The organism is Bacteroides sp. D1, assembly GCF_000157095.2.
In the GTDB taxonomy this organism is placed as follows: Bacteria; Bacteroidota; Bacteroidia; order Bacteroidales; family Bacteroidaceae; genus Bacteroides; species Bacteroides xylanisolvens.
Genome location: NZ_JH114343.1, coordinates 316,433 through 339,735, shown reverse-complemented (window position 1 = coordinate 339,735; position 23,303 = coordinate 316,433). Strand labels below are relative to the sequence as shown.

At 39.9% G+C, this 23,303-nt stretch carries 18 protein-coding genes and 1 pseudogene; 6 read left to right on the top strand and 13 right to left on the bottom strand.

Features of this window, described 5'->3' with window-relative positions; translation table 11 throughout:
• Positions 1-11: 11 nt before the first annotated feature.
• Positions 12-1,277, bottom strand: a complete 1,266-nt coding sequence (locus BSAG_RS09650) for a DUF6175 family protein (RefSeq protein WP_008770530.1) — start codon at positions 1,275-1,277, stop codon at positions 12-14.
• Positions 1,274-2,143: a hypothetical protein gene (locus BSAG_RS09655; protein WP_004298503.1), complete on the bottom strand. Its 870-nt coding sequence runs from the start codon at positions 2,141-2,143 to the stop codon at positions 1,274-1,276. Before BSAG_RS09655 ends, BSAG_RS09650 begins: the two co-directional genes overlap by 4 nt.
• Positions 2,144-2,536: 393 nt before the next feature.
• On the opposite strand from BSAG_RS09655, the gene BSAG_RS09660 reads away from it, so the two are divergent.
• Positions 2,537-2,932, top strand: coding sequence for a helix-turn-helix domain-containing protein (locus tag BSAG_RS09660; RefSeq protein WP_004298505.1), 396 nt, complete (start codon positions 2,537-2,539; stop codon positions 2,930-2,932).
• Positions 2,933-3,187: 255 nt separating this feature from the next.
• Here BSAG_RS09660 and BSAG_RS09665 read toward each other — a convergent pair whose 3' ends face one another.
• The 4 genes from BSAG_RS09665 to BSAG_RS09680 are packed head-to-tail and all read right to left on the bottom strand — an operon-like array spanning position 3,188 to position 6,997.
• Positions 3,188-3,757 (bottom strand): metallophosphatase domain-containing protein, encoded by a 570-nt coding sequence (locus BSAG_RS09665; RefSeq protein ID WP_004317049.1) that lies wholly within the window; start codon positions 3,755-3,757, stop codon positions 3,188-3,190.
• The gene (locus BSAG_RS09670) at positions 3,754-5,016 is read right to left on the bottom strand and encodes an MBL fold metallo-hydrolase (protein ID WP_004317047.1); all 1,263 of its coding nucleotides are present in this window, start codon (positions 5,014-5,016) and stop codon (positions 3,754-3,756) included. The genes BSAG_RS09665 and BSAG_RS09670 overlap by 4 nt, the downstream gene beginning before the upstream one ends.
• The gene (locus tag BSAG_RS09675; protein WP_008016076.1) at positions 5,013-6,038 is read right to left on the bottom strand and encodes a hypothetical protein; all 1,026 of its coding nucleotides are present in this window, start codon (positions 6,036-6,038) and stop codon (positions 5,013-5,015) included. Before BSAG_RS09675 ends, BSAG_RS09670 begins: the two co-directional genes overlap by 4 nt.
• Before the next feature lie 59 nt (positions 6,039-6,097).
• A complete protein-coding gene (locus BSAG_RS09680) occupies positions 6,098-6,997 on the bottom strand; it encodes a helix-turn-helix transcriptional regulator (protein ID WP_008770528.1) in 900 nt (299 codons plus the stop codon).
• A 289-nt stretch (positions 6,998-7,286) separates the two neighbouring features.
• Between BSAG_RS09680 and BSAG_RS09685 the strand changes: the two genes are divergently transcribed.
• Positions 7,287-7,787 (top strand): hypothetical protein, encoded by a 501-nt coding sequence (locus BSAG_RS09685; RefSeq protein WP_008997593.1) that lies wholly within the window; start codon positions 7,287-7,289, stop codon positions 7,785-7,787.
• Between the two features lie 295 nt (positions 7,788-8,082).
• Here the strand turns inward: BSAG_RS09685 and BSAG_RS09690 are convergent, their stop codons facing one another.
• A complete protein-coding gene (locus tag BSAG_RS09690) occupies positions 8,083-9,858 on the bottom strand; it encodes an oxaloacetate decarboxylase (RefSeq protein WP_032840150.1) in 1,776 nt (591 codons plus the stop codon).
• 307 nt (positions 9,859-10,165) lie between these two features.
• Here BSAG_RS09690 and BSAG_RS09695 point away from each other — a divergent pair, with 307 nt between their 5' ends.
• Positions 10,166-11,293: an AAA family ATPase gene (locus tag BSAG_RS09695; protein WP_004317037.1), complete on the top strand. Its 1,128-nt coding sequence runs from the start codon at positions 10,166-10,168 to the stop codon at positions 11,291-11,293.
• A gap of 145 nt (positions 11,294-11,438) precedes the next feature.
• A pseudogene (locus tag BSAG_RS24380) lies at positions 11,439-12,582 on the top strand (AAA family ATPase).
• A gap of 223 nt (positions 12,583-12,805) precedes the next feature.
• Here the strand turns inward: BSAG_RS24380 and BSAG_RS09700 are convergent.
• The 4 genes from BSAG_RS09700 to BSAG_RS09715 form a co-directional block, all read right to left on the bottom strand.
• Entirely contained in the window at positions 12,806-15,289 is a 2,484-nt protein-coding gene (locus BSAG_RS09700; RefSeq protein WP_008016071.1) for a DEAD/DEAH box helicase, read from the bottom strand.
• A gap of 87 nt (positions 15,290-15,376) precedes the next feature.
• Positions 15,377-16,498: a DNA-processing protein DprA gene (dprA, locus tag BSAG_RS09705; RefSeq protein ID WP_004317027.1), complete on the bottom strand. Its 1,122-nt coding sequence runs from the start codon at positions 16,496-16,498 to the stop codon at positions 15,377-15,379.
• Complete coding sequence (locus BSAG_RS09710) at positions 16,495-16,896, bottom strand: acyl-CoA thioesterase (RefSeq protein ID WP_004317026.1); 402 nt, start codon at positions 16,894-16,896, stop codon at positions 16,495-16,497. The genes dprA and BSAG_RS09710 overlap by 4 nt, the downstream gene beginning before the upstream one ends.
• A 40-nt stretch (positions 16,897-16,936) precedes the next feature.
• On the bottom strand, positions 16,937-18,220 hold the full coding sequence (locus tag BSAG_RS09715) for a peptidase U32 family protein (RefSeq protein ID WP_007757583.1): 1,284 nt from the start codon (positions 18,218-18,220) through the stop codon (positions 16,937-16,939).
• Positions 18,221-18,243: 23 nt separating this feature from the next.
• Between BSAG_RS09715 and BSAG_RS09720 the strand changes: the two genes are divergently transcribed.
• The gene (locus BSAG_RS09720; RefSeq protein ID WP_004317024.1) at positions 18,244-20,235 is read left to right on the top strand and encodes an RNA-binding domain-containing protein; all 1,992 of its coding nucleotides are present in this window, start codon (positions 18,244-18,246) and stop codon (positions 20,233-20,235) included.
• 8 nt (positions 20,236-20,243) lie between these two features.
• Complete coding sequence (gene dusB, locus BSAG_RS09725; RefSeq protein ID WP_004317023.1) at positions 20,244-21,239, top strand: tRNA dihydrouridine synthase DusB; 996 nt, start codon at positions 20,244-20,246, stop codon at positions 21,237-21,239.
• Positions 21,240-21,328: 89 nt separating this feature from the next.
• On the opposite strand, the gene BSAG_RS09730 is transcribed toward dusB, so the two are convergent.
• Together BSAG_RS09730 and BSAG_RS09735 are read right to left on the bottom strand one after the other, a co-directional pair.
• Positions 21,329-22,294, bottom strand: a complete 966-nt coding sequence (locus BSAG_RS09730; protein WP_004298541.1) for a phosphatase PAP2 family protein — start codon at positions 22,292-22,294, stop codon at positions 21,329-21,331.
• Entirely contained in the window at positions 22,285-23,292 is a 1,008-nt protein-coding gene (locus BSAG_RS09735) for an NAD-dependent epimerase/dehydratase family protein (protein ID WP_004317022.1), read from the bottom strand. The genes BSAG_RS09730 and BSAG_RS09735 overlap by 10 nt, the downstream gene beginning before the upstream one ends.
• Between the last annotated feature and the right edge of the window lie 11 nt (positions 23,293-23,303).

The following is a 23,303-nucleotide window of genomic DNA, read 5'->3' as shown; positions in this document are numbered from 1 at the left end:
ACGTCCTTGATTTATTGAATAGTCAAATAGATGGTACTTCCATCCACTCTATGTTCACTATCTATTCCGGAATCATTCAGATAATTAACCAGATTATCCGCAAACGTGATGCAATCCATCGGCAAGCCGTCGCTGTCCTTTGCAGGAATCTGTATCGAATCAAATATCAGACTATCGTCCACAACACCTTGAATATGGTAGCGTCCTCCCTGGGCATTTTTTCGTACCCAATTGCGTATATGCGCCGAAAGAGTAGTACTACCGTTTATCCGGCTATTCATCGTATTGATAGCATTATCTGCGAGACTAACCCGAAGAACAACCGTATTCCCCTGTTGAACTTTCCGGGCAAACTCTTTCGAGATATCTTTCAGAAAACCATCCAGAACATCTTGTGCCGCGTATGCGCATAACTTATCCACGTCCGTCGTCCTAAAGCGGTTCGTCCAGCTTTTCCGGCTAGCCAAATCTACTCCGGTAGCCGTTTCACGAGCAGTCATAATCAATGAGACTCTACTTCCCGAAGCTGCAGATATGTCTTTTTGTAAATCAACAATCACATAGACGTCCGCTCCCGAATTCATCAACAACTGCTTATCATTGGAATCAGCATTCTTACTTTCCCATTCGGAAGCGCGCAAAGTTCCTGACTGTTTTCCCTCGGCAGCCACCGTCTTCACGCCAAGCTTAACAAATCCCTCCTTTACCGTACTTACGGCTATACGAAGATCAAAATCATTTTTCAGAATATCGGCGTATGAGCTTCGGTCATTGCTTTTATAGGGGACTACCATGATTGTCGGCAAAGCCATTTGTTGCCGAGTTTCCTCCATCGACATTTCTTCCTGGGGTCTCGTCATCAATTTATTCCGTATCAAGTCTTTTTTAAGCGCACCTAATAAGATTTGAGCCGTTACTGTACCTTTGTATAGATTGGAAGATTGCCGTACCGGGTCTCCTACCGTTTCATAGTTCTTCACAAAGAGCATATAACGTGAACTGAAAAACTGATTCATATAGTAAGAATCTTCTTTCCCGACGAGCGGCTGTCCGTTTTCCACTCCGTCAATGCCGTTGAGGAATATAGCATTAAAGATCGACTTCAATGCCATATTATATACATCCTTCTTTTTTTCGGCTGTTCCGGAAGCGGTGATAACGGCTATGTTATCATCTGCCTTCACACAAGTTACGTCATTGGAATATGACTCCTGTGCCATGAAATGAATAGTGTATACAACTAGCAGGTTCAAAAGCAGTATTCGTAACTTCATCATAGTCCAAGTCCGCCTAAAAAGGTATTTTTTCGAGAAAGAATAATCAATTTCTTTTCTTCTTTCGATGCTTTCATTATCTCCTCACCGCCTTTGCTCACGGTACATAAAGAACGCGTTCCGCTCAATACTTCTTTCACATTCAAGCGTCCGACTTCTTTCAATGACAGTTCTCCGGCAATATCCATCTCTATGTAAACGATAAATTTCTGGCCTTTTTGTACCCCTCTCTTGGTTCCAAGATCGATATATACAGTTTGTGCTTTATCTTTTTTGGTACTCTCAATCTGTACAATCGTTCCTTTCATTTTGAAATACTCGTCAACAAAATCGTCCATGCTTATTACTACATAATCCAAAGTCTTAATGATAGCTTCATCAGGAGTATCGCCAATATTCCCGGTCAGCCCCTCGTGAGTGAATGTCTGGGTTCCTTTGAGTGTACCGTTAGAAGGGTCTACTATTTTCAACGTGTAAGAAACACTCCCCTGATAATAGGTCTTCCCTTTACTATCTGTTTTTTTAACTCCCTGCATACTGGTAATATTTCCCTGAATAAGATATTGGGCGCCTAACGTTGTCATGACCTCGCTTCTGCAAACGGCATCTCCCATAGCAGAAGCCTCTTGGCGTCTTTTCGCTTCAGTCTTCAATGCTTCATTAGAATCAACATCAATAAGTTCTACACGATCCATCTTCTGGATACCTTCTATTACTTTATTACGCAATGCTTCCGCCAAAATATTACTGATAGTACCGGGACGCGAGAAATAATCAATATAGACTCTTTCTTTACCGTTTTCATCGGTTTGTGCATAGCCTAACATTGGAATTAGGCAAATAGAGAACAATAGTAAAATCTTCTTCATGTCTGTTTATTATTTATTATTAATGCTATGTTTGTTTTTTAGTGCAATATTTCGCTCTTTTAATACAATATAGAATGTTCTTTTTTCAATAATGATTTACTGTTATGAATGATTGTGTTTTCTCTGACTGCAAAGTTAAGCACACATTAAGGTGCATTGTATACACAATATTTACTACAACCATCCGTTAAACGAATAGTTATCTCCAAATATCAATGAGAAAAGGGAAAAGAGTGGTATGTTCAATAAAACGAGGTCGTTTTCCCATCTCCAAGCTATTTGCGCCATCGCATTTTCCACAGTTCTCTCGAATAAGTATAAAATAGCATTTGTTATATCCACTAAAATTGTTACATTTGTCCAATAATAAATTGCTTCCCAATAACAAGATACATGGAAACAGATTTAAAGAAGATAGTAGGACATCGGCTGCAAATGCTTCGTATGGAAAAGAATCTTACACAAGAACAAATGGGAGAAAAGTTGAACTTATCAACAAGTGCCTATTGTAAGATTGAATATGGTGAAACTGACCTCACGTTAACCAGGCTAAATAAAATAGCAGAAGTACTGAATATGTCTGCATTAGAACTATTTAATAAAATAGACGGGAATGTGTATGTCAATAATTCCGGTACTATCGGAACTAATATTGGAGTCGCTAAAGACTGTAGTAGCGTGCATATCGAAGCGGCAGATGATCTTCGTGAGCTAATAAAAGCAAACAGTCGGCTCCTTGACATGTTATATAAACGTATAGAGCTTTTAGAAAATAAAGTGCTCTTATAGTGATTATACGCCTAGAGAAATCCCTAAGACGATGTATCGCCTATCCTTCCGTCTTCCAGAATCAGGAGAGGAAAGGCATATCATTTTAGGAATGATACCAGAACAGGAATAGATATAGTTAACTATCAATAAAATACAAATAGAATATATGTCAATGCCAATACGATCAAAATATAATCCGACTTCATCTTTCCAGTTAACCTTAGCATATACACTTTTTGTTGTTTATAACCATCAGGAGAACTATAATTTGGCCTATTTATAGATAATCAGTTTAGGTTTATGGCAAGAGTTGTAGTGGTCATCAAGTATTGCCCCATTTGAGAAAATGATGTGCTCATCCTTGAATGTACCATATCCTTCGTGAGCGTGACCGAACAAATGATAATGTGGCTTTACCTCATAAACCTTGTTTCGAAGTAATGCATTTCCCCAGTGAATTCCTGCTGATTCATCAAGTATCATGATAGGAGGTTCATGAGTAATGAGCACATCAACATCATTTGGTATCAAAGTCTCAGGATGGTTATATGCCAAACCAAAGAACTTAATACCATCAATCTCACATTCACAATCTTGAAGGAAGTATACATTGTTAGGCAAATCTTCAATGCCTTCAGCCTCCCAAAGGCAAAGGTCATGATTACCAGTTATGAAGATTTTGTGAGAATAGGGTAATTCGATGAACCAGTTGAGAAAGTTAAGCACTTCTTCCTCTGTACCATTGTCCGTAAAATCGCCACAGTGTACAATGACATCAGCAGCTGGAAGATCGGTCAACTGCCGATGCTGATTATGTGTATCAGAAATTTGAAGTATTTTCATTTTATAGAAATATGAATGTCATGTATGTCAACATCACCTTCGTCGAATATAAAGTATGAAGAAATTCCACTAATGCTATCATATCGTGAGTTCTCATCTTTATGTATAGGTATGACTCCAATACGAGGATGAACAGTTTGACAGACTTCTTTTAATGTTTCAACATCAGCGTGTCCACTTGTGTGAACACCATCCATTGTTCCATCTAATATTCTATCGCCAAACAGATTACGGATATTTATAACATCGCTATTTGTGTAGTCTTTACCCTCTTTTGTATAGCCACCCCACATAGAATATATCAACCACGGTTTTTCATCATTATATATATCGAGCATTCCCTTAAGCAAATAGCCACTGCTCATTCGAATTGGCATTAAAAACCCTTCCTTCTGTAGCTTGTTTCTAACATTGACAGTTCTATAATTGATTAGCTTGAAAGCATTAAACTGGAATAAATCAGATTTGCATCCTGCATATTTCGTGAATACATTAAGAACCCTATTTTGATACTCATCAACTAAGAATATACGTCCAGTCTTTTTACACGCCGCATGGAATGTTGCAAGCCGGTCAAGGTCAGTTGACGAACACAAGGCAAAGACATACTTGTGTTCACGCAATGCCTTTATAATATTCTTCTGTATTTCGCTCTCTGAAATCACACATTCTTGACTTCTTCCTAACATTGTTCCTTCTGTTATAAGTATGTCAACTTCTCCCACATTCTTCTTCAAAGTAGGAAAAAGACCTTTGCCAATATAGCCATGTCTGCGAAAATCTCCTGTGTGCAATATCTTCTTTCCCTCACATTCTATTAAGAACATATATGCATCAAAAGCAGAATGACTAACAAAATACGGAGTAACGAAAATCTTCCCTTTCTTACTGACATCAATACGTTTTGCCGCACAATAGGTTTCCATACGCTCTATTGCTTCAATCTGTTTGGAGTAATCTCCGTGAACCCTCAAAGCGTCATATTTGCAGAGCATAACTTCTTTTGCTCCTACTCCTATATATTGAAGGACATTTGTTGGTATCAGATGGTGCAAACCAACATGATCACTATGATAATGTGTATAGAATACGGCATCAGCATTTCCTATGATTGATTTTACTTGTTCTTCTGTCAGTTCTTCTTTTTTGCAACCAGGAAGATTGCTACCGAAGTCTATAAGAATTTTACAATTCTCAGTCGATATTTCTGTAATACAACCACCTATCTGGTCAGCCCCACGATGAATAATAAGATTCATTCTGTTTCTAATTTTTCTGATGTAACGAGAGTACCCTCCTCGCGTATGTATGTGTATGCTTTCATTTCCGGCAAAAATAAATCACGAATAAATCTATATCTTTCGCAGATTGTTTTAGACAAATTACTGTCTTCTCCCACAATTACACACGGTATTATTCTTCCGGAAAGCTTTAATGGTATTTTATTTTTGTAACTGGAACCGATAAGTCCATAATCTATTTTTTGCTCGATCATTGCTTTTATTCGTTGGTACAACTTATCATCTTCTCTAGCTAATTTTTGAAACTGTAGATAGTAATATGAAGTTTGAATGGGCGACAATGCAGTCTTAGTAGGATCATTTTGTTTAAGTTCCATTATCAATATATCTCCATTAGTATTTAGACCAAGGAAGTCAAATTCACCATACTCAGGTTTTATTTCTTCAGGGAGTGTTCCATTGTACGTCTTTCTTAATTGTTCAATTTTCAATGTTTGTTGGTCTACGATTTCCTTATTCCATTCATCTTTTATGTCTTTTGTTTTAAAACCGATAACTAGTTCCTTGTCAAAAAGAATAAAATCATCAGAATCTTTAACTTCGAACGTATAACGACGTCCTATTAATGTCTGATAATATCCTTCATTGCGAACTTCTTTTGTATCTTCATAGTATCTTTTGAACTTTTCCGTGGAAGCGATTTTCGCTAAATATGTGTCAAACTGATCCGGTGTTGGATTTCTAAAAAAATCTGGTTGCATTAATTCTTTGTAAGCCTCGGCTACATCACATATTTCATTAACTTTACCCGAATGACTACGAAAGGTTAGTATACGTCCAGTACCTCTATATATAGAAAACCAAGAACGATTAGTTTTAGGATCATTTCCAGTCTGGAAATCTAAACAATTATGTGATTTAACATAACTGATGATCCAAGGAAACCGCTCGTTTATTTGGGTTAGCAACTTTTCATCCATTTTCCTATCGTAATAGGTTGTTTTTATTGTGTAATTATTAACCATTTTCAATTTCTTCATTTAGAGTTTATAACTATGTATTATTGATCTCTGCTAAGACTCTGCACGCCATTATTTTCCTATTTATATCTATTTATGGCAGCAAAAAGTCGTTTTCTAATTTCTTCACGCAGCCCTATTGGTTCCATAACTTCGATCTTTTCACCCATAGCAAGTAGCTGACTTGTTAGCTCTGGAGTTAAGCAAAGTTGGTATTCAAAGTCGCTGTACTCTTTGTGTTCTGTTTTTATCTCTTGTTGAGAGAAATGCAGTGGCAGAGAACGCATATACTCTACATGAACACCGAATACCCGAACAACTACTTTCTGTGGCTTCAATTTGCCATTGACAAATATGCCAACTGTATGAGCATAATATTCTTCTGCATCAAAATCATTGGGAAGTATAAATGAGTCATCTGTCAATTCCATTTCCAAAATACGATCAAGGGCAATATTCCTTATTCCCTCCTGCTCTTTGAGATAGCCGACTACATACCAACGCTGATGGTAAACCTTCATAGCGTATGGCTGCAAGTGAAATATTGACTGATGACCATTGAAAGGTTTATAATCAATCTTCAATTCCTTTTTTCGTTGCATTGCATCTATGACTGTTTGGAGATATTCAGTTCCTTCAGGAATTTCCTCAAACAAAATTCGATCTTTCATGTTGCGCCCTGCTTCTATCATGTTAGACACAGTGAAGGAGTTAAGCAACCACTGACGAGTCTTGTCATTTTTCAGTTGACTAGAAGAAGAAATATAATACTCATAGCTGGATGTATCACATTCGACCTCTACACCAAAAAGTTCTGCAATAGCTTCTCTATGCATGTGGAATGTACGTAATGCAAGCGGTCTACCATCACCGAGACAACTATCTTTCCATCGACAGCTTATCTCCTCAAAAGTTAATCTGCGATGCTGAAGCAGCGTGTTGAGCAACCAGATATAGCGGTTGAAGGTTTTACTTATCATTTTCTAAACTTCCGTGATTTTCAAAATATTATTACTATTTTCTATTATTCAATTGCTTAAACCCTTTTTGTATATCTCATCTAATTGTTTTTCCTACTTTAGATATCTTGATAGCATGTTTTATAGGGTAGAATTCATAATCTTATTTAGTACAAAGTTAACTTTTTTGTATGCAAAAATACTGCATACCACCTAAATATATTAATTTATAGCAATTTTTTTTATGTGTGCAATGTTTCTGCATACTTCACCATTATTTTTGCACACTCATTTTAACATTCTATTCGTCATGGCATACAAAAAAAATCCAAAGAAAAAAGATGCTCTCAGTATAAAGAGAGCTGTAGAATCTCTGTGTTTCCAAATTGATTGGGGTTTAAAACTACTTGGCGCAGAGAAAGGAGATCTATTTCATCAATTAGCAAAAGTAGAGGTTGATTTCATCTCAGAACTCAACCTCACCCAAGATATTCTTGCTATCAAGAGCCTCGTGGATGGAGTGAAACAAAATTTACAGATAGAGCCCACACCCGAAAGTGGAGACTTCACCCATAGTGTCGTTGCTCTCGCTCTTGGCATTGCCTCAATTAGCCACCTTAACAACATAAGTTTACCAGAATCATGGCGAGAGCAAATAGAGAAAAAACTACTTACAATCTACTATCCGGAAAAGCAGCGTAACAAAGTCGTAGATTGGGCAAAAGCGAACGGTTACAGCACCTCCAGCTACCTTGGCCGTCCAATCGTGAAATTCAAGCAATTGTACTTAATTATAGAAAGAACAAAATAAGTCCGTTTTTTTTGCTCTGATCATCGCATTTTTTACAAAATACGCTCATTCCATATTAAACATTCCATTCTACTACCGATAAATATCCATTCAGTTACAACAAATAAGAATTTCCATGATCGTCTTTACAGAATTTATATGCAAAAGAAAGGGGCTGTCTAACAAATCCCTAAAATTAGAAATCACCCCTGTTAGAGTTCAAACTCTGACAAGGGTGAAATCGTTAAAAAAAGACTTGTTAGACAGTCCCTAAAATTCTTTATTGAGTTACCTATACCCTAACTCTTATAAGAGTCTACGCAAAAATATCACTCCGTAAAATATAACCTATTACATCTCCTTTATGTACATTGGCACCTTGCTGTGCACATATCTCCACAACCCTTCCGGTAAATCCGGTCAGAATCTTTTCATATTCTCCCCACGGGGTAGAAAGATAACAAAAAACTTCGTCATGCTGATATTTACGTCCGATGAATGGAGCAATGGATGGTCCCTCTACGGAAACTTCCCAAAGTACCTGCCCGTTATCAGGAGCAATGACCGGGTCTGCCTTGGCGCGCTTCAATTTCTTAATTTCCTCTTCCGAATATCCGTTCTTTGCCATTGCCGCATCTTTAGCATGTTGTAACTCTTCCTCAAAACGCTTTTTGGCAACCCCGGACTTATAATCACGGTACTGACGATCGTGCATGGCCAGTTCGAAAAGCTCCTCGTCATCCTCTCCATATTCCCAGCCATTTTCATCCATTTCCTTTCGATATTCATCCAAAGCATCCGGATAATTCAACTGCGGGTCGGTATCAACAAATTCATATCCTTTAGATTTCGCCAACTCTATAATCTCCGGAGCGAGCTTACCCGGAAGACGTCCACTTTTACCCAGAATCATATCCCAAGTATGGTTATCTATCATTGTCCAGCGATCTTCCCCTTTTACCTGCTGCATAAGATTCATTAATGCAACATTCTTCACATACTGGCTGAAAGGAGTCACCAAAGGAGGATACCCCAGCTTAGGCCATACATATTCCACTTCATCAAAAAGCATCACAAGCAAATCATCCAGACTAAGTTCCGGCTCATTCTTACTCCTTAATATCATATTGATACCAGAATGTACTCCTTTCAAGTCTGCCATCATGGAACCCATCATACCACCCGGCAAACCACACTTCAGTAGAAGTGAAGACATGTATTTATTGGTAGGATCCATAAAATAACCCAGAAAATCATCAATGAATTCTTGCGTCATAGCGCGAGCTTTCATATATGCTTTCATATTTATGTCGGGAACCTGGAAGCCTAAATCTTTCAACATAGCCTGCACAGAGATTACGTCCGGATGCACTTTGCCCCAAGACATCGGTTCCATAGCCACATCAATGATGTCCGCACCATTTTCGCAAACCTCAAGAATAGAAGCCATAGACAATCCCGGTCCGCTATGACCATGATATTGAATCAATATATCCGGATGTTTCTCCTTGATAGTCCTGACCAATTCTCCTAACATACCCGGACGACCGATACCCGCCATATCCTTCAAGCATATTTCAGGTGCACCGGCCTCAATCAGTTGATCGGCAATTCGGGCATAATACTCAACAGTGTGTACGGGAGAATAGGTGATACAAAGAGTTGCCTGCGGAATCATACCTGCTTCCAAAGCATATTTAATAGAAGGAATGATATTTCTTGTTTCGTTCAGTCCACAGAAAATGCGTGTGATGTCCACTCCTTGCGCATGCTTGACTTTATACATCAATTTACGCACATCTGCCGGAACCGGATACATGCGCAACGCATTCAATCCGCGATCGAGCATATGCGTTTGAATACCCGCTTCTTTAAAAGGTGCGGTAAAAGCACGGACAGCCTTATTAGGATTTTCGCCGTACAACAGATTCACTTGCTCAAAAGCACCGCCATTCGTTTCAACTCTGGCAAAACAGCCCATCTCAATAATCAAAGGAGCGATACGAACAAGCTGATCAACCCGAGGTTGATATTTACCGGAAGATTGCCACATGTCCCGATAAACAAGACTGAATTTAATTTCCTTTTTCATCATAGCCAATAATAAGTGATTTTTTCTTCGGTTAACTTCACATATACAAATATAAAGGTTTAAACTGACATATAGTCAAACAATCACCTTAAAAAATAGATATAAAGAGATGTTTAATATCATAATGCAAGAAAACCACCTCCACATAGATCCATTTACTATAAATAACAAATCAAATTGTTTTATGTTCGCATTTATTCTTTTAAGAATACTAACAAGTCTATTAGTAACAACATTGTTAGTAACAAACTTGTTAGTATTTCAAAGAATCACTATATTTGCCCAATAAGAATAATAAAGAATAGTTATGGAAAAGCCGTTTGTTTTTGGTGTAGCCACTTCCGGAGATAACTTTACAGATCGCGAAAAAGAGACTCAACGTTTACTCCTAAACTTTGCACATGGTGTAAATACAGTGCTTATTTCTCCTAGAAGATGGGGAAAAACATCACTAGTTAAGAAAGTAGCCCAGCTATCACAAGATAGCAAGAGAAAAGTGGTCTACATAGACATTTTTTCCTGTCGCACCGAAAATGAGTTTTATCGTCTCTTTGCCACTTCTATCTTAAAACAAACTTCTTCCAAATGGGAGGAATGGATAGAGAATACTAAACAATTCCTCTCACACATCAATCCCAAAATCTCTATCGGAGCAGATCCGATGAACGATTTCTCTATATCATTCGAGTACAACATGCAAAATAATACGGAGAATGACATCTTACAGTTACCCGAAAAAATTGCAATAGAGAAAGGAATACAGATAGTCATTTGCATTGATGAGTTCCAACAAATTTCGGATTTCGAAGATTCCAAAACGTTTCAGAAAAAGCTACGTAGCGTATGGCAATTACAACAACATGTCTCATATTGTCTTTTCGGAAGTAAAAAGCATTTAATGAACGAACTCTTTGAAAAGAAGAATTTACCATTCTATAAATTTGGAGATGCTATCTATCTCGCAAAAATAGAAACAAAATACTGGATTGAATATATATGCAAACGATTTGAAAATACAGGAAAACACATTTCTCCCGAACTTGCAGAAGAAATCTGCCGCCTTGTAGACAACCATTCGTCTTATGTACAGCAACTTTCCTGGCTACTTTGGATACGTACCATTAATACGGCAACCACAGAACAACTTTCTTATGCATTGGAAGACCTACTCGACCAAAACAATATTCTATTCCAAAGTGAAACAGAAAACCTTTCTGCCTATCAAATGAATTTTCTAAAAGCAATTGTTGATGGAATACACACTAAATTCAGCAGCAAAGAAGTCATTTCAAAATACAATTTAGGAACATCGGCCAATATTGTCCGCTTAAAAAATGCATTACTACAAAAGGAGCTCATAGAGACAAATGGAAAAGAGATAGTTCTTGCAGATCCAGTATTTGGAGTATGGTTTAAAAAAGAAATGCTTTACTGACATATATACAATAAAAGATGCACAGATTGCCGATCATAAATCGATTCTCTGTGCATCACTACTACTCTAAAGACACTTTTAAGACAAAACTAACTAAATTATGGAAGAATATATAATACCGCGCAGAAAACGTATCCCATACGGCATGATGAACTTCGCAGTAATCCGCCGCGACGACTGTTACTATGTGGACAAAATCCGGTTTATCCCCATGATAGAAGAGGCAGACAAGTTTTTCTTCTTTATTCGCCCGTGCCGTTTCGGCAAAAGTCTTACAGTAAATATGTTGCAACATTATTATGATATACTTGCCAAGAATAAGTTCGATGCCCTGTTTGACGACCTTTACATCGGAAAACACCCTACCCCCTGACCGGAACAGGTATTTGGTGCTGTATCTCAACTTCTCCGGAATAGTCGGTGAACTGCACAACTACCGAAAGAGGCTGGATGCGCATTGTGGCACCACCTTTGAGAACTTCTGCAAAATATATGCCGACTATCTGCCACAAGATACGGTGGACGAATTGATAGAAATAATAAAACCCTGGTATGACAACTACTGCTTTACGGAAGAATGTTATGGCGAAACCACCATGCACAACTCAAATATGGTGCTCTACTTCGTCAAGAATTATATTCAACGAGGCAAAGCACCCAGGGATCACCAACCCCGACAACTTTGTGAGCCTGCTCTATTATTTCGGCATGCTTACTATCAGTGGTATGTATGAAGGAAAGACTAAACTTACCATCCCCAATCAGGTAGTCCGCGAACAAATCTACACCTATCTGCTGAGTACTTATGACGAAGCCGATCTCAGTTTCAGCGGTTACGAGAAGAACGAACTGCCAGCACCCTTGCCTACCACGCTAACTGGAAAGCCTATTTCGGTTATATTGCCGACTGCCTGAAACGTTACACTTCCCAACGCGACAAACAGAAAGGTGAACTTTTTGTCCACGGCTTTACGCTTGCCATGACGGCACAGAACCGCTTCTACCGTCCCATTTCCGAACAGGATACACAGGCAGGATATGTCGATATTTTCCTCTGTCCGCTACTGGATATCTATTCTGGCATGAAGCACAGCTACATTGTAGAACTGAAATACGCCAAATATAAAGACCCCGAAAGCCGTGTGGAAGAACTGCGTCTGGAAGGGATTACACAAGCTAACCGCTATGCAGAAACCGAGACGGTGAAGAATGCGGTCGATGCCACACAACTTCATAAGATTGTGGTGGTGTATAAGGGAATGGATATGCCGGTATGTGAAGAAATTTAAAGCAAACTCAGCAATAAAGCTATACAGAATCTCGAACATCACTGGGAATGGAAGCATATTGTGCCCGTTAACAGTGAAAATCCGTAAAAGAATTCAAAAGAGAAACAAATACAACAAAATTATTTGGAAAGGGCAAGAAGAAGGCTTATATTTGTCATGTGATTTTTTTCATAGTATTAGATTTAAGGTTAACAAAGGTTGGAGCAAGGCGTTGCTCCTTTTTTTATGTCTTATTCCCTGCCGCCAACAGTTTCCCGAACAAATTCAGAATCCCCACTACACTCTCTTTATCAGATACAGGTATCCGAATACTAGTCCGACCTGTCTCCTTATCTTCCTCTACAATAGAATCAACCAATCTCTGAGTAGCTTCTGGCGAACTAAGCGTACGTGCCAGTCCGCTAAGGAAAGAAAATCCCTGCTGAAGCAATTGCTCCGGATTATTATCTGCCGCAGATACAGAAGACTTCTTTTCCGTACTCACCTCTGTTACTCCTTCTTCAGGTGTTTCTTCCTCAAGCAATGCCAATGAATCCGTGTCCGTCGTTTGCAAAACAGCCGTTTCCTCCACAACTTTCTCTTCATTATCATTCAAATCAATACTGCAGCCCGCCATACGATTATGCGCTCCGTCCACTTCTTCAGACGGTTCGGCCACCACCTTGAGACTATCCATCATCTTGTCGAACTTGCTGTTTTCCAAGAAGATGGTATCTTCACCATTATCAAGGATACCCTCAAAAAGAGAAGTTTTGAAGTTGAGGGTAGACAACATCCTCTCTTCAATAGTCTGGCTGGCAACAAGATTGATAACCTGGATATTCTTTTTCTGACCGATACGATAAATACGGGCAATACGCTGCTCGAGAACGGCCGGATTCCAAGGCAAATCGAGATTGATAAGTATAGACGCAACTTGCAGATTCAGCCCTGTACTTCCGGCATCAGTTGACAGAAAGACGCGGCTTTCCGGCAGTTCGGTAAAGTTATCCGTCAGATTTTTACGGGCTTCGGAAGGAATCCCCCCATGAAGATACTCATACCGGACACCTAAAACGTCCAGTTCTTTCGCTATCAGACGAGTCATCCTCTCCCATTGGCTGAAAATAACCACCTTCTCATCTCCACTCTCAAAGACATTCCTGAGAATATTCAGCGTTTCCTCCACCTTCGTATCATAACGGGTTTTCTGGTCAAGAATATAAGTGCTGTCGCAAAGCATACGCATCTGGCTAAGCATCAACAATAGCCGCTTCCGGTCTTTCTCACTCAGGAAACGGGTTTTCGTCCATTTGAATACTAGTTGCGACACGATAGACTGATATTCATCATGCATATTCCTCTGTTGCTCAGTCATCGGCACAAACAGAACTTTATCCATCCGCCCGGGCAACTGGAGAGCTACATCTTTTTTCCGGCGGCGAATCAGTACGTTCTTCATCTGCTCGCCAATGGCATTCAGATTCTTGTAAGAAACCACCTTACCCGTATCCGACCGGACAACAGTCTGGTCAAGAAACTGATAATAAGGTCCCAAACAAAACTGGTCGACAAACTGCATGATGGAATAAAGTTCCTCCAACTTATTCTCCAATGGAGTACCGGATAAAATAACCGAATAATCCGACTCAATATGACGGGCTGCTTTGGATATTTGAGTATTCCAGTTCTTCAGACGCTGCACTTCATCCATGATAAGGAAATCAGTATGAAGAGACTTCAAGATTTTAATATCATTGCACACACTGTTGTAAGACACTATCTTATAAAATTCTTCCGCTCCATATAGCACTTTCCTGGTCAGGTGATTTCCTTCTACCACAATAGCCTTGGCATCGGTAAAACGCTCTATTTCCTTTTTCCATTGATATTTCAATGATGTAGGGCATATAATCAGAGCGGAAGATATAAACTGATGCTTCCTCATCAGTTCAGCCGTTCCAATAGCCTGGATAGTTTTGCCCAGTCCCATTTCATCCGCGATGATAGATTTTCCGGCACGAAAAGCAAAACGGATTCCTTCTTTCTGATAAGGGTAAAGTTTTGTTTTCAGCAATGTGTCCAATGCTGTGTCCGAAGCATAGTCCGGTAGCAATTGCGACCGCCGCCGCAAATCACGCTGTTCAAGTATAAATCCCAGTGCGTCGGGATACCAACGGAATGTGTTATTCAGGCGGGTAGCAGCCCTCAAGAATTCAGTTATCGAGTCAATGGCGGCAGGGCGCATCACTCCGTCGGGAGTAAAATAAGGACTTGCCAGTTTGCGGAACTCCTCCTCATTGTCCGTACCGATTCGCAAGCAAACTTTACGCTCTCCCTGATAAGACAGGTATACGGAAGAATACGGTGGCGTGACACGGCAAACTTTACGTCTTTTCTCTCTAATCCATAGTTTGACTCCTTCCAAATGTTTGCAAGTACCCAATTGGCTTGCCTTAAAATCCATACACGAACAATAATTCCAAGGACTCTGATGTCCTCTATATACCACATTATATTCATTGCCGGATGTAGGATTTATCACCGTATAATAACCGGGATATTCTTTTTTGTCTCTCTCAAATATTACAAACTTCTCTTTCATTGCCGCCTGCCTCCGCAAAGCAATCTGCCAGTCTTGCAAAGTCATATTGTCCGGTCGATAATGATAAGAAACTTTATTCACTGTGCTTTTCGTCTTTTTATCTGCTTTTGTCTTTTTTGCCATGCTCATTGTACCTTCGAAATTTTGCCAAAAATACGAAAAGGTTTCTGTTTCTCCACAATATAAAGTATACAAATTATCAGGAAATTACTATAATAACTGGTACATTCCCCCTACCAACACACGAACTACACCTTTCATTTCAAGCTCGAAAAGAATCGTATTCATTTTCTGCACGGGAATATCCGCTTCAACTACTAATGTATTAATCTGTAAATCGCCTCGTTTCTCAAGAATTTCAATAACCTTTTGCTCCTCTTCAGACAAATCAAGAAAAAGACTACGCTGCACATTTGCCACTTTTGCCGAATGAGCACTAACCTCCCAGCCCATAGCCTTCACAAAATCTTCGGCTGATAATAACAAAGAAGCTCTGTTTTCTCTGATTAACAGGTTGCATCCTTTTGAATATTCATCATTCACGCGACCGGGGAAAGCGAAACAGTCGCGATGATAACCTTCGGCAAGTTCGGCTGTAATCAGTGAACCGCCTTTCTCTGCTGATTCAATGACAATTGTAGCATCACACACACCGGCGACAATACGGTTACGGCTGACAAAGTTATGCCGGTCGGGATTGGTGCCGGACAGAAATTCGGTCAGTAATCCCCCTTTTTCAAGCATGTCAACAGCTGTTTTCCGGTGGACATGAGGATAAATACGATCCAGCCCATGAGCTAAAACACCTACTGTAGGTAATTCATTGGCCAAAGCTTCACGATGCGCATGAATATCGATTCCATAAGCAAGACCGCTGACTACAAGCACTTCAGGACAAAGTGCTTTCAGATCCCGCAGAAAAGAGGCGCAGATTTGTGTCCCATAATCAGTAGCATTACGGGTTCCTACCATATTCAGGATATGAAGGGAATTTAGATCGGCATTTCCTTTAAAGAAAAGAACGACAGGGGCATCTTCACATTCCCGCAAACGGGAAGGATAAGCCTCATCATGAAAAGACAGACAAGAGATCCGATTCTTCCGGATAAATTCATATTCTTGTTCGGCGCGGAGCACAGCTTGCGGACAATCCAATGCCTCTATCACCCGTTGACTTACTTCTGGAATACGTTCCGGTATTTCTTTGCGCAGACGGAAGACATCAACGGCATTACCCATTCCATCTATCAAATGTTTTGCTCCTATGTGCCCGATACCGGGCACCATTGTCAGAGCAATACTATAAATTTGTTCTTCTTCCGAGCTGTTCATTTCAGGTAGGGCGCAAAGACATTATCGAACAATTCGCTGTCACTTAAACGTCCGTTTACCACACATACCGTCTCAACAGTGGATTTCACTACTACTTTATTATCATTCTTACGGAAGATATCCTGATAAAACACATATTTGATACCTTCCTTTTTCATATATAGTTTCGAGACAAACTCATCTCCGCTTTTCAATGGAGTCTTGAATGCCATACTAATACGTGCCACTACCGGATCGACTCCTTGCTCATGAAGTGCAGCAAAACTGACACCCACCGAAGTCAGAAACTCGTGACGGGTATGTTCCAGATAGTGCTGATAATTGGCATTATTGACAATACCTTGAAGGTCACATTCGTAATCGCGAACCTTCATGTCCAATTCATAGATATAGTTCATTTAAATTGAGAATTGAGAATTAAAAGTTGAGAAATAACAGTTAGCCTCTTTTTTGCTCAATATCAAGTCCTTTGAACTTCTTCAATTCTTCGGTCGATACCAGTTTATACAGCTTGTCACTAGGACGTATCTTATCCGATTTCATGGAGAAATGCTGTCCCTTTTTCACTGTTTGCACAGATTCCAAGTCAACACGGGCTTCTTCCAAAGTCATAAATAGGGCACCGGTAGTCGGCCCTGTAATGAGAAGCTTATCGCCTACACTTACTTCAGCAGCTTCTACCAAGAATTCGGAAACTCCGATATTGGAGAAGTATTTGATACCTTTACCTACATAAATCTTACGTTCCGTAGCTGCCGAACCATAATTCCTGGTCCATTCGCCCAAACGCTGTCCCAAGTAATATCCATCCCAGAAGCCACGGTTGAATACGGTTTTCAGGCGTTCATCCCAAGCCGCAATCTTTTCATCGGTGAATGTTCCATCCAAATAAGCCTTGATAGCTTCTTTGTAACATTCAACCACCGTACGTACATATTCAGGTCCACGGGCACGGCCTTCAATCTTGAATACACGTACACCGGCATCCAACATTTTATTCATAAAATGGATGGTCTTCAAGTCTTTGGGAGACATGATATATTCGTTATCAATATCCAGTTCCACATCCGTTTCCTTATCACGAACCGTGTAAGAACGACGACATACCTGCATACAAGCACCGCGATTGGCCGAATGATTCATCTCATGTAAAGAGAGATAGCATTTACCCGATACTGCCATACAAAGCGCGCCGTGGCAGAACATTTCGATACGAAGTTGTTCGCCGCTCGGACCACAAATATGTTCTTCCTGTATCTGACGATAAATCTCGGCCACCTGTTCCAGATTCAACTCACGGGCCAATACTACCACATCTGCAAATTGCGCGTAGAATTTCAAAGCCTCCGCATTGGAGATATTCAACTGGGTGGAAAGATGCACCTCCTGCCCTATCTGACGGGCATAATTCATCACTGCCACATCAGCTGCAATTACCGCAGAAATTCCTGCTTCCTTGGCCGCATCGACAATGGTATGCATCAGAGGGATATCTTTATCATAGATAATCGTATTGACCGTCAGGTAGCTCTTCATCCCGTGCTCATCACACGTACGGGCTATTTCCCGCAAATCATCAATTGTGAATGTATTAGCCGAACGGGCACGCATATTCAGGTTTTCTATACCGAAATAGATAGAATCGGCACCTGCCTGAATGGCCGCAGCAAGAGATTCGCGCGAACCCACAGGAGCCATTATTTCAAAATCTTTTATATTCATTTTACTGTCCAATAATCATTAATATGATAGAAGTGTGCAAAGGTACGAATTTATCCGTATTTTTGCAGAGAATAAAGCAGAAAGAAGAAATGGAAAATAAGAAACCAATCGTACTCAACAATCTGGAAGAGTGGGATTTCACCGACTATATAGACTCGTTGATACAAAAAGAGGAAGCTGTAGATTTGGAATTCAAGATTGCCAAAGATGGTCTTCCCAACAGTTTATGGGACACTTATTCTTCTTTTGCCAATACAGATGGAGGAGTTATTATACTTGGTGTGAAAGAGTATAAACAGCAATTCATTATTGAAGGACTGACAAAAGAACAAATCAGCCAGTACAAAAAAGACTTTTGGAATCAGATTAATAATCCGGATTGTGTAAATGAGAATCTGCTTTCTGATAACGACCTGTATGAAGGTTGTTATAAAGGAAAAAATCTGCTCCTCATTTATGTTCCTCGTGCAACCCGTATACAACGTCCTATCTACAGAACAAGAAATCCTTTTGGCGGACATACATTTAAACGTAACCATGAAGGCGATTATAAATGTACAGATGCTGAAGTGAAACGCTTGATTGCAGATTCGGACGAAAACCACCCACGTGATTCCAGAATCCTGTGCAATTATTCCATAGAAGATATTGATAAGGAAACCCTGACACAATACAGGCAACTATTTGCCAATCTGAAACCATCTCATCCATGGCTTAGCCTGAATGACCTGGAATTTCTGACAAAATTGGAAGCGTATCGTAAAGACCGGCATACTAAAGAGGAAGGTTTCACTTTAGCCGGAATACTTATGTTCGGCAAAACAGAAAGTATCACAGATCCTGAATGCGCTCCTAATTATTTTCCAGATTATAGGGAACATTTAGGAGCAGACGATTCTATCAGATGGTCAGATCGTATCTGCCCGGACGGAACTTGGGAAGCAAATCTCTTCCAATTTTATCGCAAAGTATACCCTAAACTGACTGTCATACTCCCTAAACCTTTCCAAATAAGAAATGGTATACGAATTGATGAGACTCCCACACATATTGCAATACGTGAAGCATTTATCAACACACTTATTCATTGTGATTTCTCGGAAGAAGGAAACATTGTTGTTGAACAGTGGGTAGATAAATACCGCTTCAAGAATCCCGGAACAATGTTGGTCAGCAAAACACAATATTATTCAGGGGGAGACAGCATATGCCGTAATAAAGCATTACAAAAAATGTTCATGCTAATCGGTTTCTCGGAGAAAGCTGGTAGCGGTGTAAATAAGATTATAAAAGGTTGGAGAGAAGCTAACTGGCAAAAACCGTATGTTGAAGAATTGAACCGTCCGGACAAGGTGGAACTAACTTTACCTATGATAAGTTTATTACCGGATGATGCTGTAATCAAACTAAAAGAACTATTTGATGGAAAGATTGAAAAACTAACCCAAGATGAGTTAACGGCTTTGGTTACTTGTTATAGTGAAAATGAGATTAATAACACTCAACTACAATACGTTGTTCCTCAACATCGTTCAGATATCACAAAGATGCTAAAAAAACTCTGTAATGAAGGATTTTTGATTGCAGAAGGAAATGGCAGAGGAACGAAATACCATATTAATGAATCTGAGGGAAAGTTTGAAACTTTGGAAGATAAGGTTGAAAGTTCAGAGAATAATATGGAAAGCTCGGAAAGTAATATGGAAAGCTCGGAAAGTAATATGGAAAGCTCGGAAAGTAATATGGAGAGTCTGAAGAGTAACATGGAGAGTTCAAAGCAAAATAAACAAAGAATGACTTTTGAAGAATTGCAAGCACTCATCATTTCGCTATCACAAGACTATATTAGTATTGAAGAAATAGCAACAAAAGTTCATAAAACACCTAAATATCTTATCAATTTTATTATCCCCAGAATGTTTCAAAACGGTACAATAGAGAGACTATACCCCGGAATTCCCAACCATCCGAAACAGAAATATAAAGCAACCAATAAAAACTTTAATAAGCAGTAATATTATATATGAAAATAGCCCATATAGATTTAGGAAAACACCCCATCTTACTTGCCCCGATGGAGGATGTAACCGATCCGGCTTTCCGCCTGATGTGCAAGAAATTCGGAGCAGACATGGTGTACACCGAGTTTGTATCGAGTGATGCACTGATACGTGCTGTCAGCAAGACTGCACAGAAACTAAGTATCAGTGACGCAGAACGTCCTGTCGCCATCCAGATATACGGGAAAGATACAGAGACAATGGTGGAAGCTGCCAAGATTGTAGAGCAGGCACAACCTGACATTCTGGATATAAACTTCGGATGTCCGGTGAAAAGAGTCGCCGGAAAAGGTGCAGGAGCAGGTATGCTACAAAATATCCCCAAGATGCTGGAGATCACCCGTGCTGTCGTAGATGCGGTGAAAATACCCGTAACAGTGAAGACTCGTTTGGGATGGGATGCAAACAATAAAGTAATTGTAGAATTAGCGGAACAATTGCAAGATTGTGGCATAGCCGCATTGACTATACATGGCCGTACCCGCGCACAAATGTATACCGGAGAGGCGGATTGGACACTGATAGGCGAAGTGAAGAATAATCCGAGAATGCATATTCCCATTATCGGCAATGGAGACGTGACCAGTCCTCAACGCTGTAAGGAGTGTTTTGACCGTTATGGAGTAGATGCTGTGATGATCGGTCGCGCCAGCTTCGGTCGTCCATGGATATTCAAGGAAGTAAAACACTATTTAGAGACAGGTGAAGAATTACCTCCACTTAGTTTTGAATGGTGTATGGAAGTACTTCGTCAGGAAGTGGTAGACAGCGTTAATCTGCTCGATGAGCGTAGAGGTATTTTGCATGTACGCCGTCATCTGGCCGCAAGCCCTCTATTCAAGGGAATCCCTAACTTCCGCAACACACGTATTGCGATGTTACGGGCAGAAACAAAAGAAGAGCTTTTCCGGATATTTGATGAAATCACTTCCCAACGCAAAGAAAATCCGGAAATTTAAATCAGCACCTATTATATCTATTCTTCAGGAACTTGTACTTGTTCCTGAAGAATAACATGATCTAATTAAAACGTCAAGGTCTTTGGTTTCTATTTAAACATCGGCTGCGCAAACCACTTTTTGAACATCCAGGTTACGACTACATACAATAGGAATGCAGAGAAGAAACCAACAATGGCATCAATCACATAATGCGCCTGAATATATACGGTAGCCCCACAGAGCAACATATAGAAAGGTATAAGACAGGCAAACAACTTCTTGCTGCCACGCCAAGCCATAATCATCAGAATAGTAGAAATGCCTACATGCGAACTGGGGAATGCCGCCGTAGGACGTTCACCCACTTGCTGCGAGCCTTCCACCAAACTATAAAAAAATCCGTGCTGATAGCCCGGTCCGGGAAGTAACTCCTGATTATGATTGAAATAATCACCGATAGCAGGAAAAATACCTTTAGATACATTATCAATACCAATGGCAGGAAAATAGAATTGAGGGCCTGCAACAGGAACGAATATATAAATCAGATAGTAAATAAAGAAAGAAGTGACAAGCACAAAAGACATCTTCTCGAACCACTCAAATTTATAAATGAAATAGAATAGAGCCACAATCAGCATCATCGGATAATAAAAGAAATATCCCATATTGAATGCCTCGCTGACTATAAGATGTGGAAACGTATGGCAGAACCAAATAGCAGGCTGACCATTGAAAATAAACTGTTCGGCAGTTGCAAATACATGATCTAAATTCGGAAAGAAACGATTGAACTCGAAAGTATCCGGATACCAGTAAGACAGCAGACTCATCTGAATAACAATACGCACAAACGCCGAAAATTTACAGGGAGCAAGACGATAAAGATACATCAATAAAAAAGTCATTGCCGCGATCATCGCCCTATCCAGCAACATGTGCCATGGATGATCCATCCGCTGAAACAGGAACAGAATCAATATGGAAGTCAACAGATTATAAATCAATGTAATCTTTTCCACAGCAAACAACCCTTTCCGGGTTTCTATGCGCTTAAATAAGTCTAAAGCCATCCTTCATTTTTATACCAGGCAATGGTTTCCCGAACTCCCTTTTCCAAATCATATTCGGGCACATACCCCAGTTCATCCATTACCGGGGTTATATCGCATTGCCAGTTGCGTTGTTTCATTATCTTATATTTATCCGAATTCAGGGTACTGCTCCTCCCGGAACGTGTAGCAATGAATTCAGCGAACAAAGATATAACTTTTAGCACAATTAATGGACATTTCAAGTGAAGAACAAACGGATTACCCAATTCTTTTTGTATCAGATCCGAAAAGGCACGGCTTTTATAAACTTTCCCGTCTGTCAAGAAATACGCCTTACGAACTACTTTTTTCTCTATTCCCAGGAAAATAGCCTGCACAATGTCTTTCACATACACAAAAGTCAAGTCCTGACGACGGAAACCTACCGAGAAATCAACGTGTTTCCGGATAGACTTTGCCATCAGATAGTAATCAGCTTCACGAGGTCCATAGACTCCTGTAGGACGATAAATGACATAAGGGAAACCGGGCATACTCTGAATATACAACTCCGCTTTCAGCTTGCTCAATCCATAAGCAGTATTGGGTACCGCAGGGTCGTCCGCTTTTATCGGAGTATAGTCCTTCTCACGTATAGGTCCGAACACACTCAATGTACTTATATAGATAAACTGTTTCGGAACCATATTCAGCTCCTTCAACGTATCGATAAAATATTTGGTCTGAAGATAATTTACATAGTCAAAAGAGTGCTTGTCGGGGCACTTTGTAACACCGGCACAATGAATGATATAATCAAATTTGTTGTAAGTGCCTTTATGCCCGGAGAGTTGGGCACGAAGTTCATTAGGGTGCGCAAAATCCAGTTCCAGAAAGTGGATTTTCCGGTTTTTCAAATACCGCTTGCTACTCGTAGAACGAATCCCGGCCCACACACCAAACTTTCGCTTCAACGCTTCCTCCACGATGAAACTGCCGATAAAACCACTCGCGCCTGTAATTAAAATACTCTCCATTATTACTTTTC